The organism is Rufibacter sp. JT20002, assembly GCF_056491185.1.
In genome coordinates this window covers 549350-565834 of record NZ_JBSZJY010000004.1, presented here as the reverse complement: position 1 = coordinate 565834, position 16485 = coordinate 549350, and the positions used below count along the sequence as shown (strand labels likewise).

Sequence of the window (16485 nt, the reverse complement as noted above, 5' to 3'; positions counted from 1 at the left end):
TTGGAACCGGTGAAAATTACTTCTTGCTAAAACGGGCTACCCAACCTCCTCCTTTGGCCAAGCTGGCCGAAATGGAAGAGTGCCTGTTGACCTCCAGCTTTTCCATTTTGAAATCCTCGGCATTGCGGTTGGCGTTTACCCCATCTTTCCACACCCTCATGGTGTAGTCTCCCTCTCCTAAAAAAGATAGATCCACCTGCAGCTCTCGTTCAGACCAATCGGTCATGCCGCCTACATACCAATCGCCATTTTTGGCTTTTCGGGCGAGTAACACAAAGTCCCCTACTTTGGCCTGCAAGGGAATGGTTTGTTCCCATTCGGTAGGGACTTTACTCAGGAACTCCATGGCTTCGGGTTGTTTGTAGTAGTGAGTAGGGTTGTCGGCCAGCATCTGGAGCGGGCTCTCATAAATGACATACATGGCCAATTGGTGCACCCGGGTTCCCATGCTCATGGGTTTGGACCAAACGGGTTTCCACATGTCTTTCTGGGCGTTCAGCATGGCACCGGGGGTGTAATCCATGGGGCCGGCGACCATCCGGATGAAGGGAATGGTCACGTTATGCTCGGGGTTGACGATATCGCTTCCTTTGTTTTGCTCCAGGCCCAGAACCCCTTCGTAGGAAAGCACATTGGGGTAGGTGCGGTAAAGTCCGGTCGGCTTGTAGGCGCCATGAAAGTCCACCAGCATTTTTCTTTTAGCCGCTTCTTCTGAAACCCTGATGTAATAATTGACCATCTCCTGATCATCGCGCTGCATAAAATCAACCTTGATTCCCTTGATGCCCCATTTGGCGAACTGATCCAAGGTAGGCTCCAGTTTAGGACCATCCAGCGCGAGCCAATTGGCCCATAGCACCAAGTTCACATTCTTTTGTTGCGCGTAAGTAGCCAGTTCCTCTATGTTGATGCCTGGCATCTGCTTCATTAAGTCCCTTGTGTCACTCCAGCCCTCATCCAGTATCACGTATTCTAACCCATACTTTGAGGCGAAATCAATGTAGTACTTGTAGGTTTCGGTATTGACGCCGGCTTTGAAATCTACCCCCGTGATGTTGTTGTCGTTCCACCAGTCCCACTGAACTTTGCCGGGCTTTACCCAACTGAAATCCCCTTTAGAAGGGGTGGAAAGTTGGTACACCAATTGGTTTACCAGCAACTCAGCATCATTACGGGCCACCATGATCACGCGCCAGGGAAGCGTCTGCGGAGAAGTGAACTGGGCAATATAGTCTTCCCGCTCCGCTACCCGCACATTCCGATCTCCATTCACCTTGGTTTTCTTAGGGTAATAAGGAAATACACCCTTCACTCCGCCTGTTCCATCTCCCCGAAGCCACATGCCCGCATAGTTGAGCAGGTCCGCTTCCGTAAGTAATACCTTCTTTCCTTGGACACTGAAAAGGGCTGGCAAGCTCGCTAGGCTTTTGTTGCTGATGCTGTCCAAGGACAGTTGATGGTACGCCCGCTCGTTATGGGAGAAGAATTCATCCTCCAAGGGGTACCAAGCGTTTTCAGCCTGGTTTAGCCGAAACGAGGCTATTTCACCCATAACTTTGGAAGGACCTTTCTTGTTGATGATCCAACGCCAGGCAATGCCATTGTTGTAAGCCCGCCATTCCAGCCCCAGGTTATTTGAAAAAGCCAGGCTCAGTTCATTGAAATGATCCTGAATGTCTTTTCCTTTTTGCCACACCACCGGGTGCAACACCTGGTTCACCGACCGCTTGGAGGTTTTCGTTACTTTGGAGCTTTTCCCCTTCCCAAAATCGGTTTCCAGGTGGATGGCCGAAGGGTTTATCAGGTGTTTACCGTCGGCAAGCACTTCATAGTAAATGCTATCCGAAACAGTGAGCCTGACCTCCGTTTTTTTGTCTGGGGAGAACAAGCTATACCGCTGGGCCTGTGCTACCACGGCCAAGCACAGAAACAGAATTGTAGAAATACCTTGCTTTACCATCTAGGAATGCGCTGTAGATTTTTAGAGGTGGTGGATCAGGCGTTGTAGGCTAGTTTATGAAGAACAACCCTAAAACGCCTTCTAATGATGGGCATGGGTTTGGCGTTCTGAGGCTCAAATCAATTGCCTGTGACAATGCCCAGTTCACCGCCATTGCGGAACAAGTCATGAGAGACAAAATACCCCTTCTGCGCTTTGTCATTCACCAGAATGGATTTCAAGGCGCGGTCTTTCCCCTTTTTAGTAATCTTAACCTCTTTGCCGTTCGGCAGTTTCCAGCGGACTTCATCAAAGATGGGAACCGTAACCAGGTATTCGTCATCGGCGGGCGAGAACGGGTACAAGCCCAAAGCGTTGAAGACATACCAGGAAGACATCTCTCCGGAGTCGTCCATGCCACAGAGCGCTAATCCGTCCTCTCCTATGCCGTAGAGGTCGTTCATGATGCGGTCAATCATCTGCTGTGATTTTTCGGGTTTATTTATAAAGTAGTAGGAAAACGGCGCCTCGTGGTCGGGTTGGTTTCCGTGGCAGTACTGCCCGATCATGCTTTCCACATTTCTGGCGATGTGGTTGGGGTTCCAAGGCAGGGTGAACAGAGAATCCAGCTTTGCCTCAAAGGGTTTTGGGCCACCGTACAAGCCTATCAGTCCTTTCATGTCATGCAGAGCGAAGAAGGAGACTTGCCATGCATTCGCCTCGCGGTACATGTACTCGTAGTACGGATACTGCGGATTGAAATTCTTGATCCAGTCACCGTTGGCCAAGCGGCCCCGCATGAACCTGGTTTTGGTATCGAACATGTTTCGGTAGTTCTGGGACCGTTTCATGAGCACCCGGTAGTTGGCCGTATCGCCTAAGGCTTTGGCCAGTTGGGCCAGGGAATAATCATCATAGGCATACTCCAGGGTTTTGGAAACACCGGCTTTGGCTTTCGTCTCCACGTGCGGGTTAGCAACATCTGGGTCTGAGATGAAGCCTTTCTGTATGTACTCTGTGATGTAAGGCCGCGCGCCGCCTTCCACATTGGCGTTTCTCAGAAGCAAGTTATAGGTGGCTTTCACATCAAAACTGTCTAACCCTCGAGCATAAGATCCGGCGATAAAAGGGGCGGCATGGTCTCCGTGGAAAAAGGTAGGAATGAAGCCGGTTTTATCACCCACGTCTTTGAGCGACTTGATCACATCTACCGTCACCTCTGGCGAAACAATGCCTAGTAAAATGAGGTTATTCCGGTACGTGTCCCACAGGGAAGGTTCGGTGTAATAGTTGAAATCGGCTTTGGCTCTGTTTCCTTTTGCGTCTGTATACTCTTTATTGGTATCACTGCGTAAGGCAGGCCAGAGAAAAGACCGGTACAAGGACGTGTAGAATAATTCTTTCTGTTTATCGGTGCCCCCTTTTACCTGGATTTTTGAGAGCAGGTTCTCCCAGGTGGTATCGGCCTCTTTTCTGATGGCAGCGAACGACTTGTCTCCTATTTCGCTTTCCAGATTCTGTTTCGCGTTTTCCACGCTTACAAATGAAAGCCCGATGCGCATGTCAACGGAAGCATTGCCTCCATCCTTCAGGTGTAGAATAGCCAGGCCCTTCCTTGTGTCCTCACCTCTCTTCTCCAGGCTGCTCAGCTCTGTGCTGAGGGTGGCGTAGAAGTATATCTTTTCCCCTACATCCTGGTGCCCTTGCACGGCATTCTTGCCAACTTGTTGAATGCTCCACTTTCTGACGGGGTTGTTCGCTTTGGACAAGTCGAACACAATGCTGCGGTCTTTGTTGGAGGGATAGGTGTATTGGTGAAAGCCGCTTCTAAGCGTGGAGGTAAGGTCCGCTTGGATTTGGTAGTCTTTCAGAAAAACCCCGTAAAAACCCGGGGCGGCCTTTTCCTGATCATGTGAATACCTGGAGTAAAACGCATCCTTGCCCTGGGTGCTTCCGGTGACAGGCAGCACAGGTATGTTGCAGAGGTTCCAATGACCTTTGTTAGTATGCGTGAAGGCGTGAATAAGAGTGTCTTCATACTCATAGCCCGCTCCAGACCCATACTCGGTGATAGGGCTAAGCTGAACCATGGCATTTGGAAGGGAACTTCCCGGGTACACCAGTCCGGCCCAAACGCGCCATCCTTCAGGAGGGGTATAGCCTATGATCTTCGGGTCCAGCAAAGGGGCTGTTCCAATAAAGGTGTTCACATATTGGGTGTATCCCTTATTGTTCGGATCGGTCTTAACAATTTCTTCACTAGTTGGCTTTATCGATTTAGCACATGATCCTAAAAGGATTGTCGCCAACAAAAACAAAGTACTTTTCAAGGTATTCATCAGGGGAAAGGTTAACTGGTGATGGGCTTTCACAAAAGGCTGGTTCAGCTAGAGGTTAAGAGCATGGAACACAGCTTAACGGTAAGCCTAATTCAAATGGAAGGATTTAAAGGCGCAGGAGGAATTGCAGCGAAGGTTACACTGTTGCAGAAAGGCAACGAGATAGGTCTCACATCAGAAGGAGAAAGGTTTGGAAAGCAGGAAGGTGGGGGCTCTTCCTGCAATCCTCGCCTGGTAAAACCCAGCTTTACGCCAGGAGCTTGGGCGTTTCCTGATAGGTTTTCCAGAGCAACTCCCCAAACAAGGTGTTGGCCCAGGCAAACCAGGAACGGCTGAACTTTTTAGGATCGTCTTTGTGGAAGCTCTCGTGCATGAAACCAGTGCCCCCGTGCGTGTTTTTCAGCATGTTAATACACGTCTTGATTTCCTCCTGACTGGTGCTGGTGAGGCCTCTCATGATAATGGCCATTGGCCAGATCATGTCTTTGCCCACGTGGGGCCCTCCTACTCCTTCCCCTGCTTTCCCTTTGTAGAAAAATGGGTTGTTGGCAGATAACACGAATTTGCGGGTATTTTGATAAATGGGGTCAGAAACGCTGATTGCCCCCAGGTACGGCAAAGAAAGGAGACTGGGCACGTTGGCATCATCCATCAGGTAGTGGTTCCCAAATCCGTCCACTTCAAACGCATAAAGCTTGCCGTGTTTAGGATGGTCAATGATGGCATGGTCCTTCAAGGCTGTTTCCACTTCTTTTGCCAAAGCAGTCATGTCATTAGCTGTCTTTTGATCTTTGGCGATCTTGTCCATCATTTCGGCGGCCTGCCTTAAGCTCACGACGGCAAAGAAGTTGGACGGAACCAAAAAGGAGTAAACTGAGGCGTCATCACTGGGCCTGAAAGAGGAACAGATCAGCCCTACCGGTTTTACCGGATTGCCGTACCCAGCCATGGAAAGCGTATCGGTGGCAAATTGGGTGGTGCGCTGGAACTTGTAAGGCCCTAGGTCTTGCTTGCGTTGCTGCTCTTTAAAAGTTTTAAGCGTAGTTTTCACCGCTTGATGCCACTCGGTGCCGAAGGGCTTGGTGTCATTGGTGGTTTTCCAGTAGTGATACGCTAACCGGATGGGGTAACAGAGCGAATCTATCTCCCACTTACGCTCATGCACGCCTGGTTGCATGTCAGTGTGGTCGGTCTTCCACTCCCCTACTTTGGTGTCATCGCCGTAGAATGCATTGGCATAGGGGTCTTTCAGAATGCACCGGGTTTGGCGGTTGATGACACCGGCTATCAGTTGCTTTAACTTCTCGTCTTTGTTCGCAAACTGCAGATAAGGCCACACCTGCGCCGAGCTGTCACGCAACCACATGGCATCTATATCACCGGTAATGACGTAGGTGTCTGGTTTGCCAGCTTCCATTTTGTGCGTTACCGTGGTATCTAAAGTACTGGGGAAACAGTTCTGGAACAGCCAGCTTAACTCCTTGTCTTTGACATTCTTGGTGAATTCAGCAATGGCCTGGTCAACAGACTTACTCTGGAAATTACGCTTTGCAGCAGGAATCCGGACTACCGGGAATTCTGCCGAAGCGAAGAGAAACTGGGGGTTGAAAAGCACGCCGGCTCCCACCAAAGCCGAACTCTGAATAAAGGTTCTTCTATTCATTTTGGTTGTATGCTAATGAAAATTCTGAAATGTAAAATCTGGAAAACGGATGCCGATCATTTGGCTCCTAGGCTGCTCTTGAACTTGCGTTGCCAGCTCAGCCCGTGTTTTAGTCAAGGAGGTTCAACTCATCCAACCTCGCCATGGCCTCCAGGAGCATGAGGCCAGACAGCTGGGTTGAGAAATCAGTGGATTCCCCAGGCATGTTTTTCCAGTCGGGGCTTATCAGGAGGGCGGGCCTCCGGATGCCTTTGGCATAAAGCGTTTCGGCGTTGTATTTCAGAAAGTTGATGTATTTCGCCTTTTCTACCTGCGGCACATTAGGCTGTTCAATCAAACGGGCCAGGTACCGCACCAGGATTCCCTTGAAGAGGCCACCGTCTCCCTGGTTTTCGCTTCTCAATAACCCGCCAGGGGCTAGCTCGGTGCTGTTGATGGTGGTGTTGGCGGTGCGTACGGCATCGGTCAGGTAGGCTTGGTCACCGGTGGCTTTGAAAAGCTCTTCCGCCGCGCCAATGAACACGCCCTGGTTGTAGGTAAAGATCCAGTTCTTGTCTACCTGACTATTCCCGGTTCTGTTAATTCCGTCCCAAACAATTCCGGTAGACGGGTCCACCAAGGTAGACTTCAGCCAAGTGTAGAGGGTTTTGGCCAGGTCGAGGTCCTCCTGCTTCTTCTGCAGTTGGTACAGCCTTGAGGCCAATATGATGGCCGGGGCATTGGCGGGGGTGTTTTTGTAATCCAGTTGGGTTTTCTTCCAGGCAATACCGCCGCCCTGGTTTGCATTCAAGCCGGTTTTAATGTCTTGCCACAGCAAAGTGGTTGCGTCCAGAAAAGCGGCATCTTTTGTGGCATCATAGGCCCGAAGGCTGGAGAGGGCGAGCCATTCCATGTCATCATAAAACTCGTTGGGCAGAGCACCGTTGTTTTTGTCTTTGATGCCGTTCAGCAAGCTTTTCATACGCTGAACATAGACCGCGTCATCTGTGCGCAGGTAAGCATCTACCAGCGCATCCAGGGCGTGGGCATTCCACCAGTAGTTGAAATTGGTGTTGCCGGTATTGTTCTGAATGAAATACTTCCCATCAGTGGAGAGGAAGGTACTGTAGGTTTTATCCTGCAGAGAATCTGCGGTGGCCGCCCAGTTGTACACCACTACCTCGGAGTCACGGTCATACAGCGGAAAGGGCTCCTCTTCACAGGAGCTGAAAACCCCTAACACGGCCATCAAGCCAATGTACAGGATGCGTTGAAAATGTATTGTTTTCATAAAAAGAGGCTTAAAACGTGAGGATCTTCCCCAACCCTTTTCCTGATGACAGAGCCAGGGCTGGGGAAGAACCAAGATTTATTTCACAGTGACAGAATGGGTGTACTGGTCAGCCGTCGCACTGAAATCTACTTTGATGTCAGCGGTTTTGCGGTCGGCGTTCTCATTGAATTTGAAAGAATAATCATATTGGGAACTGTTCACCGGGAACATATACCAGTAAGAAAGGGCGGTATTGCTGTTAGGCCGGCTGTTGTCACTGTTCTGGCTGCCATACCACTCCATAGATTCTTCTCCGGCCGCGTTTAATACCGTAAACCTGAATTTATAGCGCTCATCACGGCCCCAGCCTTCCTGCTTGAATTCCACCGGAGCGTTCTTGATTTCCCAGGTGCCCTTGCCAGCATACGGCAGGTCATACCAGATCTTGTTATCCGCGGAGAACCACAAACCCAAGGACTTGATTTCGGTGAATTCAGCAGAGGCGTTGTTCAGGTTCAATCTGATCCGGTACACTTTGGTATCTCCGGTAACCGTTGTGGTGCCGCCTTCTACCATTCTGCCATTGTTGATGGAGTACGTGATGGGGGTTCCGGTATTGCCCGAAGCGAAATTATAAGTACCGGCCTTCAACGAGGTATAAATCTCAAACACCCCAGATTGCGTCTGTTTGAAAGGAATGGCTTCACTAAGGGTTTCGCCGCCTTCAGAGGCAGAACCTGTGATGTACAAGGCAGAAGGAATCTCCGCGAAACCGGCAGGACGTTCCAGTTCCAACGTATGCGACACGCTGGATTTCTTCACATTTATCCCTTTTGAGGAGAAAACGGTCCATTTGATTTTCCCTTTACTTTGGGAGGCAATGCCAGCCATTTTCGCGATTTGGTTCAGGCTGGCGTAGCTCATGGTGAGCATATTACCGATTCCGTTTCCATCAGACTTGATACTGTAAATAGGATCAGAGAAGTCCCCGGACTCTTTGTCAAAAACCACTTCATAGAAGACAATGCCGTTGTCTTCTGCCATTGCCTGGCCCCATTCAAAAACAGCGCTGCCAGAGGCGGGCTCCAGTTTAATGGAGGTATTGTTTTCAGGCGTGAACAGGTTGGTTACCTCGGTTACCTGGGTATGGTCAAGTTCTTTATCATCTTCACAGCTTGTTAAAAACAACAACGCTGCCGCCCAAGAAAGGAAATGAAGGAAAATTGAATTTTTCATATGTGGATGGATAGAAGGTTAAAAAGGAGAAAATTTACCAGTTAGGATTTTGGGTTAGGTTTGGATTAAGCGCCCTTTCATCTCTGGGAATTGGCCACAGGTAGTGCTTGCTTTCATCGAAGCTTCTTTGATTGACCCTGATGTAGCCATTGTCCACCGAAGGAGAGCCAAACTGAGCTCCATGCGCCCAACCGTTCAATACCTGCCCCCCAATTCTCCATCTGCGGATATCAAATATGCGGAGTCCTTCAAAAGCCAACTCTATGCGGCGCTCGTTCCGGATGATGGTTCTCAGTTCATCCTGGGCAACCGCAGGGTAATTCAAGGCTGCTGGATCGGTGAAGCCGGCGCGGGCCCGTAGTGCTCTGATGGTCTGGTTCCAAATGGTTTCATTCATTTGCCCCAGTTCATTTTTAGCTTCGGCATACATGAGCAACACATCTGCGTACCGGATCATAATGAGGTTCAGCCCAGAAAGGAAGTTCACTGACGAGGTAGGGTCGTAGTACTTCCGGAAGTAATAACCGGTAGGAGAACTCACCCCGCCTGGTTTGTACTCATCCACGGCGGAGGCATCAGGGTCAGACCCGGGTTTGGTGTAGATGGTCTCGGTGGTGCCGTTTGGTCTCTTCCATTCATAACCGTTGTACACAATGGTAGAAGCGAAGCGTGGATCGCGGTTGTCATAAGGATCTGTTTCGTCATACTCTGACCCGGTTTCCTGTATTCTTTTTCCGTTCTGTGTCAGATAGCTGTCTACCAGTTCCTGCGTGGGCGCAAGGGCATTCAAGCGGGCACCAACAGCCAAAGGAGCGATGTCAAAGAAATGGTTGTGCGCCCTAACCTCGGGTACAAACTGGATATCCAGAATGACTTCACTGTTGTTCTCGTTCTGGGGCAGAAATAAACCCTCGTAAGAAGGGAATAAGCTGTAAGTACCACTGCTGTTGTTAAGCAACGATTCACAGGTGGTGACCACATCCTGCCACCGGCCTTCATACAACAAGGCTCTGGCTTTCAAAGCGACGGCGGCTCCTTTGGTGATTCTGCCCCTGTCCGCTGCGGCATAGGCGGTATTAACGGGTAAGGCCTCTGCAACTTGGGTTAATTCATTCAACACAAATTCCAGCACCTGGGCCCGGGGAGTTCTGGGGATTGTCTTGGCTTCCTCTACGGAGATATCGCGGTCGAAAAAGGGCACGTCTCCATACCAGGTCATCAGTTGGAAGTAATGGAAAGCCCTGATGAAGCGAGCCTCTGCTTTCATTCTTTCTTTCAAGGTGGCATCCATGTTCTCCACCCGGTCTACATTCTCTAAAAAGATATGGCAGGTCTTGATTCCGGAATAGTGGAAATTCCATTCTTCCCGTATTCTGCCAAGAGAAGCGTCATAGGTACCTGCGGCCAAGGAAGCCACGCCGTTTTGGTCTCCTCTCCCGTTGTAGGCATTGTCTGACATGCCTTCATTAAAGAAGAAATAGTCACTGCGGTACATCTGGGAATAGGCCGAGTTCAGGACACTGTTGGCCTTTTCAGTTGTTGTCCAGTAGTTGGCATCCGTGAACCGATCTTCCGGTACCAGATCTAAGTCGTTGCAAGCCGTAAAAGAGATGGTCACAACCCCTAGTAGGCAAAAGATGAATTTGGAAAATTTATGCATGTGGCTGTTTAATTAGAAGGTGACATCTAGACCAAAACCATAGTAGACAGGCGTAGGATAAGCTCTTCCACTGTTTGCCCCAGAATTGCTCAGGTTGTTGTTGAACTCAGTGACTTCCGGATCTATGAATTTCAACTTGGAGAGCGTGTAAAGATTCTGCCCCGAGAAATAGGCCCTCATAGACTTCATGCCTATTTTTCCAATGAGGGAGGTTGGCAGGGTGTAGCCAATTTGCAGGTTCTTCAGTCTCACATAAGAGGCGTCATAGATGTACATATCTGAGCCCCTCCGGAAGTTGTTCTCGGTTGATTGGCTGCCGCTGGCAGAAAGCCGCGGGTACCGGGCGTCTGGGTTCTGAGGAGTCCAGAAATCAAGCTGGTGCTGGTACATCACCTGAGAGTAATTAAAGTGGAAAGGCTCCACCAACTCACCTCTCAGGAAGGTGCTCCGCTGTCCCACTCCCTGGAAGAATACATTTAGGTCAAATCCTTTGAACCTCAGGTTATAAGTAGCCCCAAAGGTGTAGCGGGGAAAAGGATTACCCAGGACAAACTTGTCGTTTTCATCTATAATGTTGTCACCGTTCACGTCAACATACCGGTTGTCACCCGGTGACACGTTGAGCCCTGGTGGTTTAGGGCCTCTTTCAATTTCATCAAGGTTCTGAAAATAGCCATCCCGCTTAAGCCCCACATACGACCTGAAGGGCAAACCCTCTCTTAGAATCACCTGCATCTCATCTGCCCCAGTCAAGGCCTCTTTCCCTTCAAAATAGAGCACCTTGTTTTTGGAGTCTCCCAGGTTGAAAGAAAAAGAGTGGTCAAAACTGCCATGGGAAACCCGGTAGTTCAGGTTGATCTCCCAACCTTTGTTTTCTACTTTACCGGCGTTATAAGAAGGAAGCGAAGTGCCATATACCCCTGGTACACTTGGCGGGATTAGGATATCACTGGTAACCTTATTGAAGTAATCCAATGACAAGGTTAGAGCGTTGTTCAGGAAACTTGCATCAACGCCGGCGTTGAAAGTCGCCGCTTTCTCCCACCGTAAGTCTGGGTTGGCAAACGCAAATCCGGTACCGCCTACGGGTGAATTGTTAAATCCATAGGCATTTTGGTAGGTAAAGTACGTGGTCATGAACTGGTAGTCCAAAACGCTCTGGTTTCCCAAAACCCCGTAGGAGGCGCGTAGTTTCAGATCACCTAGATTGTCGCGGTACCCTGATAGGAAGCTTTCCTCAGAAATTCGGTAACCTGCGGAAACAGAAGGGAAAAAGCCCCATCTGTTGGTTCTGTTGAATTTGGAAGATCCGTCTACCCTGAAGCTGAACTCTCCATAGTACTTGTCCCTAAAAGAATAAGAGGCCCTCCCGAAAAGGGAGTTCAAGCTGGTTTCAACTGCTCTTTGGTTTGAGTTATAAGAATCTGGGCTTACTATAGTTCCAGACACCGGGGTGCCTAATTCAGGATCAGTATAGGTTTTGAATAATCCGTTGCTTCTACTGGTGTAAGATTCGTTGGAGATACCTACCAGTACATTGGTGGTATGATCTTGTGAGAAAGTTTTGTTGAACTCGGCTAAAAGCTGCGTGTTGAGAGACAGGTTCTTACTGTTCTCATCATTCGTATTCCGGTTGGCGCCCGATGTTCCGTTAGGGAAATAGTCTACCTGCATGGTTCTGGCAAACAGTTGGTTTGAAACCAGGCTCCCGCCAAATACCCCTCTCAGTTTAAAGGACTCAACTACCTCAAACTCCGCATTGATGTTCCCGAAAATATTATCGTTGTTGTACTTCCGGTAACCTCCTTTTTCCAACACACCCAAGGGGTTGAATTCTGAAAGCACATCATTCGTCAAATAGCGGCCTTGCTCATCTTTTAGTTGATAATATGTAGGCACTCTGCCTGCATCCACAATGAGCGTTTGCGTAGAGGAAGAATGGTCTTTGATCTGGCTCCGGGTATACGCCAGGATGCTGGTCAATTTTAGCTTACCGTAATCACTGGTCAGGTTGAGGCGGTAGTTGTACCTTGAATGACCATAATTTGGCCCTACCAGATTGCTCCGCTGATCTGCCACACCCGCTGAGATCAAGAAAGTAGAGGTCTCGCTGCCGCCTGACAAGGTTAGATTATGGTTTTGCTGAACAGCATCTTGGAGGATGGTATTCAGAAACCATTCATTGTCGCCCTCTTCCTGTATTCTTCTGATTTCATCTGGCCCATAAATGGGCGGCAAACCTGCATTCACGGTCGCCTGGCTTCTCAGGATAGCGTTCTCATACCCTTTTACCGGTTTGTATAAAACTTTAGGCTCCTGGATACCTACCAAAGCATTATAGGTAAGGGTTGGCCGGGTATTCTTCTTCCCTTTCTTGGTGGTAATTAGTATAACCCCGTTGGCTGCTCTTGAACCATAAATGGCGGCACTACCTGCATCCTTTAGAATAGAAACACTTTCAATGTCATTCGGATTTAACAGATTGATATCTCCCCCTACTATTCCGTCAATCACCACCAAAGGGCTATTGTTGCCCAAAGTGCTTATCCCCCGGATATTGATATTGGGAGATTGCCCGGGTTCATAGCTCGTTTGCTGAATAATAAGGTTGGGAGATGCCCCTTGTAATGCCTGGGTAGCTGTCATGGCGGGCTTTCCTTCTATCACGGCAGAAGTCACCTGATCCACAGCTCCCACCACACTGGTGCGCTGCTGCGTTCCATATCCCACCACTACTACTTCCCCCAGAGCCTGGTCATCGGCCTCCAAGGTGATGTTGATGGATGTTCTATTGCCTATTGCGGCTTCCTGGGTTTTAAACCCGATATAGGAGAAAACCAGCACTCCGCTTTCAACCCCGCTGGGTAGTTTCAAAGAATACCTTCCGTCAACATCCGTGGTAACCCCAATTCCGGCCACTCCTTTCACCACCACGGTTACTCCGGGCAAGCCATTGCCTTGCGCATCTTTCACTTCCCCGGTGATGGTGATGTCAGCTTTCACCTTGGTATTTTCCAGGAGGGTGGTCTTGGGGCGGGCGTTCTGTGGCGTGGAAGGAATGATGATATAGGTATTCTTATCTACCTTCTCAGCACTGAGGTTGTGAGGCTTCAGGATCCTTTCCATGTCCTGGGTTAAATTGCCGCTGATGGGTTTCAGGACGCTTTCCTCAGCCTTGATTTTTGAAAGCAGCTCACTGTCATAGTTGAGGTTCACCTTATAGTAGGTACCCAACTCTTTTATCACTTTAGAAAGCGATACGGTTTTTTGCTCCGTTACCATATAGCTACCAGACCGGGCCTTTAAGGAAGCAGTCATTGCTTGCCCAGACACCTGCATTGCTACACATATAAGTAAAGGAGTGAGCATTTTTTGTTTGCTAAAAGGTTTTACCATATGGACATAAGATTTAGGTACAATGTTTTAAAAGGATCTATTCTGTGGTTTTTAGCACTGGAGCCGAAGGAGATTTCAACTAATTTCCAGCTGATTGCCTTTTTGGGTAATCTTAAGTTTAAATAGTTTCTCAAGCGTGATGATGAGTACCTCTACTTTGTCATGGGGCACTGAACCTGTATAACGTCTGCTCGCATGCGCTTTATTGGTAAAGGTTACCTTGTAGCCATATACATCCTCCAGAACACGTGCTACTTCTGTAAGCGGGGCATCTGCAAACATGAGCTTGTTGTGTTGGAAAGCATTATAAACCTCTGGGTTTTGAACTGTTCTTTTCACCAGTTTTGCTTTACCACTTGTTTCAGCAGAATAGGCGGTTAACTCTCCTGGTTTAAGCGTTTCTTTTGCCAACGTTTCTTTAAAATACCCCAGAAACCCTTCATCGGACACAGAGAAGTTTACCTTTCCCTCATTCAGAACCACTTTGGTGTCTTGGGGCCTTTGCGTGGCGGTGAACTCTGTACCGATAACTTCTATGGAAACCTTCTCCGTTAAGTTAACCCTGAATTTCTGGTCATTTTGCTGATGGGTGACCTTGAAGAAAGCCTCTCCGTTTAGCGTTACTTCTCTGGGGTAATCTGAATTCCAAGGTTTCTTAAAACTTAAAGAAGAATTCCCGTTTAAAGTTACTTCAGAACCATCTGGTAATGAGACCCTTTTCACTTCACCGTAAGTTGTGGCATATGTGAAGGTTTGCCCCTGACCTTGGGCAAACAGGTAGTATAAAGCAGCACTTAGTAGTAAAAAGGCAGTTAGGCTTGCTGCTACCTTTCTAATAAGCTTCCACCCTCCCACGCGGAGGAAGCTATGGTCTTCCGCTACTCTATTCTGGTTTGATTCAGTAGGAGCATTTATCTTATCCTGAATCCGGCTCCATGCCTCTGCTTTCTCCGAGCTTTTCCAATGCTGGTCCATTCCGGCACCCATGGAGATAACTACTAATCTGGCTTGCTCTACCAGTTCACGTTTTTCCGGGTTAACTTTGATGTAGGTTTGCCAGAAAGCCGCTGCACTTTCATTTCGGTATAATACCCAATCGCAAAAGCTGGGATCTAATACAAAATCGTGCAGTGTCTGGTAATGTTCCTCCATCTAGGTTGCCTGGTGAATCGTTCTAAATAGCAAAAGGAGAAATTACCCGAAAGTGACCCATCAAAGGCATAAAAAATTTTAGTAATTTCTAAAATACCACAGAAAATTTTTCTGTTTTTAGAAAAACGCCCCAAAACCACCACATTCATTGGGATTGTTGCAATAGAGCAGGCACACCAAGGTAGTTGCTGGTTTAGAGAAATTTCATAAAGAACTGAAAAGTTGAGTTCAATGGGTCTCCTTTACAGGAGGAAACTAACCCCGCTTAGCACCAAAAAACTCACCAAGGCGTCTAGCTGGAGTCTTTGGTTGGGAAACTTTAGTTCTATTCCTAAGCCAGTCGGTTTTTCGGAAGAGTGAAAGCTTTTTTGCAGAATATCAATTGCCCTGTAAATGAGTTTGTAAACTGCTCTTGGGGTTATCTCTAACAGAGTGGCTATGTCAGAGAATTCCATGTCTTGGTAAAACCGGAGGTAAATAGCTTCGCGCTGTCGGTCTGAAAGGTTTTTTATTGCCTTTTCTAAAAGGCTGGTTAAATGGTTTTCATCTTCAAATCTAATTAGGTTATCCTCTGATGAAAACTCATTTTCCGATTTAAAGAAACTATCCCCTGCTTCAGAAAAAATTCCAGCCCCTTCTTTTGCTTTCAGCGCAATTTGCCTTCTTAATGAGCGAAATAGATAGTATTTGATGGAAGTAGTAGGCCCCAGCAAGTGGCGTCGGTTCCAGATATTTACGAAAAGATCCTGTAAGCAATCTTTCACCAACTCTCTATCTGGGTGCAAGCGAGAACCGTAATTAAAAAGCGTATCAGAAAAGCAGGCAAATATCTGGGCAAACGCCTCTTCGTCGCCCGCTCGGAATCTATCCCATAGTTCATCCTCCCTCTCCAATAATTGCGCTTTTCCCATTTATTGAACCGTTTGCCTGTAATAATATGAAAACTTTACAAAAATTTAATCTTTTAAGTCTTCATTATTTAAAGAAGATGGGCTTTACCTTTAATAAACATACCTTACCTGTGAGGTTTGCTTCTTTTAAAAGGTAATCTGCTTGAGGAAAAAGGTGGAACAAAGATTATTGCCTTGCCTCTGCTATTGATGGAAGTGCTAAGTTCTGGCATAAGCTTGCCCCTCGTTTTTTTGTATGGTCCGTAGGTGTGCTTTTCCTATTTTATTGAAAATTCACCAGCGATTTACCAGAAGCCCTTCAATAATTTAAGCGTAAGGTGATGCTTAATTAAGCCATATACTTTTTAACTCCATAGAAAAGAGGTTGGCAATTAGAAAATGGCTCTCGATTGGAGGGACTGCTTTGAAGGATAAAGCCAGAGAGTTTGGGAATTATTTGAAATAAAAAAGCCACTTACAAGTTTTACCTTATAAGTGGCTAATTGCTAAGTGATCCCGTTTGGATTCGAACCAAAGACCTACTGCTTAGAAGGCAGTTGCTCTATCCAGCTGAGCTACGAGACCATCGAAACAAAAATGAGTAATGGAGAATGTCTTTTTAGTCATCCAACATTACTCATCTTTTTTCGTCGGGGTGGCAGGATTCGAACCTACGACCTCCACATCCCAAATGTGGCGCGATACCGGGCTACGCTACACCCCGAGTCCTGCAATTACAAAGTGACAAACTTCTCTAACCTTTTTTTCTCCGTAATTGCGGTGCAAAGATAATGAATGAAGTTTTCTTTCCAAAATTTATTTTCAAAAAAACTTCGCGGAGAGAGGGGGATTCGAACCCCCGGTACCCTTTAGAGGTACGGCAGTTTAGCAAACTGCTGGTTTCAGCCACTCACCCATCTCTCCGGGCATCCCTTTCTGTTAAAGAGTGTGCAAATAT

General features: G+C 47.9%; 9 protein-coding genes and 3 tRNA genes. All 12 read right to left on the bottom strand.

The window, feature by feature from the left end:
* Positions 1-16: 16 nt before the first annotated feature.
* A complete protein-coding gene (locus ACW9SV_RS19145) occupies positions 17-1960 on the bottom strand; it encodes a glycoside hydrolase family 97 protein (RefSeq protein ID WP_479558372.1) in 1944 nt (647 codons plus the stop codon).
* Between the two features lie 119 nt (positions 1961-2079).
* The gene (locus ACW9SV_RS19140) at positions 2080-4278 is read right to left on the bottom strand and encodes a GH92 family glycosyl hydrolase (protein ID WP_479558371.1); all 2199 of its coding nucleotides are present in this window, start codon (positions 4276-4278) and stop codon (positions 2080-2082) included.
* A 247-nt stretch (positions 4279-4525) separates the two neighbouring features.
* Positions 4526-5941, bottom strand: a complete 1416-nt coding sequence (locus tag ACW9SV_RS19135) for a glycoside hydrolase family 125 protein (RefSeq protein WP_479558370.1) — start codon at positions 5939-5941, stop codon at positions 4526-4528.
* A 109-nt stretch (positions 5942-6050) separates the two neighbouring features.
* On the bottom strand, positions 6051-7211 hold the full coding sequence (locus tag ACW9SV_RS19130) for a glycoside hydrolase family 76 protein (RefSeq protein WP_479558369.1): 1161 nt from the start codon (positions 7209-7211) through the stop codon (positions 6051-6053).
* Between the two features lie 78 nt (positions 7212-7289).
* Positions 7290-8429, bottom strand: a complete 1140-nt coding sequence (locus ACW9SV_RS19125; RefSeq protein ID WP_479558368.1) for a SusE domain-containing protein — start codon at positions 8427-8429, stop codon at positions 7290-7292.
* Between the two features lie 34 nt (positions 8430-8463).
* Positions 8464-10089 carry a RagB/SusD family nutrient uptake outer membrane protein gene (locus ACW9SV_RS19120; RefSeq protein WP_479558367.1) on the bottom strand — a complete coding sequence of 542 codons (1626 nt, stop codon included), beginning with the start codon at positions 10087-10089 and terminating at the stop codon, positions 8464-8466.
* 12 nt (positions 10090-10101) lie between these two features.
* Complete coding sequence (locus ACW9SV_RS19115) at positions 10102-13407, bottom strand: SusC/RagA family TonB-linked outer membrane protein (protein WP_479558366.1); 3306 nt, start codon at positions 13405-13407, stop codon at positions 10102-10104.
* Positions 13408-13560: 153 nt separating this feature from the next.
* Complete coding sequence (locus ACW9SV_RS19110) at positions 13561-14637, bottom strand: FecR family protein (protein WP_479558365.1); 1077 nt, start codon at positions 14635-14637, stop codon at positions 13561-13563.
* A gap of 242 nt (positions 14638-14879) precedes the next feature.
* Complete coding sequence (locus tag ACW9SV_RS19105) at positions 14880-15548, bottom strand: RNA polymerase sigma factor (protein WP_479558364.1); 669 nt, start codon at positions 15546-15548, stop codon at positions 14880-14882.
* A 490-nt stretch (positions 15549-16038) separates the two neighbouring features.
* Positions 16039-16112: transfer RNA gene (locus ACW9SV_RS19100), tRNA-Arg, on the bottom strand.
* Positions 16113-16177: 65 nt separating this feature from the next.
* A tRNA-Pro gene (locus ACW9SV_RS19095) sits at positions 16178-16251 on the bottom strand.
* 112 nt (positions 16252-16363) lie between these two features.
* Positions 16364-16451: transfer RNA gene (locus tag ACW9SV_RS19090), tRNA-Ser, on the bottom strand.
* Positions 16452-16485: the final 34 nt, after the last annotated feature.

Coding starts and splice junctions, on each gene's coding strand:
- ACW9SV_RS19115 (WP_479558366.1), bottom strand. CDS start 13,407: ATGACTGCTTCCTTAAAGGCCCGGTCTGGTAGCTATATGGTAACGGAG.
- ACW9SV_RS19135 (WP_479558370.1), bottom strand. CDS start 5,941: ATGAATAGAAGAACCTTTATTCAGAGTTCGGCTTTGGTGGGAGCCGGC.
- ACW9SV_RS19140 (WP_479558371.1), bottom strand. CDS start 4,278: ATGAATACCTTGAAAAGTACTTTGTTTTTGTTGGCGACAATCCTTTTA.
- ACW9SV_RS19120 (WP_479558367.1), bottom strand. CDS start 10,089: ATGCATAAATTTTCCAAATTCATCTTTTGCCTACTAGGGGTTGTGACC.
- ACW9SV_RS19105 (WP_479558364.1), bottom strand. CDS start 15,548: ATGGGAAAAGCGCAATTATTGGAGAGGGAGGATGAACTATGGGATAGA.
- ACW9SV_RS19110 (WP_479558365.1), bottom strand. CDS start 14,637: ATGGAGGAACATTACCAGACACTGCACGATTTTGTATTAGATCCCAGC.
- ACW9SV_RS19130 (WP_479558369.1), bottom strand. CDS start 7,211: ATGAAAACAATACATTTTCAACGCATCCTGTACATTGGCTTGATGGCC.
- ACW9SV_RS19125 (WP_479558368.1), bottom strand. CDS start 8,429: ATGAAAAATTCAATTTTCCTTCATTTCCTTTCTTGGGCGGCAGCGTTG.
- ACW9SV_RS19145 (WP_479558372.1), bottom strand. CDS start 1,960: ATGGTAAAGCAAGGTATTTCTACAATTCTGTTTCTGTGCTTGGCCGTG.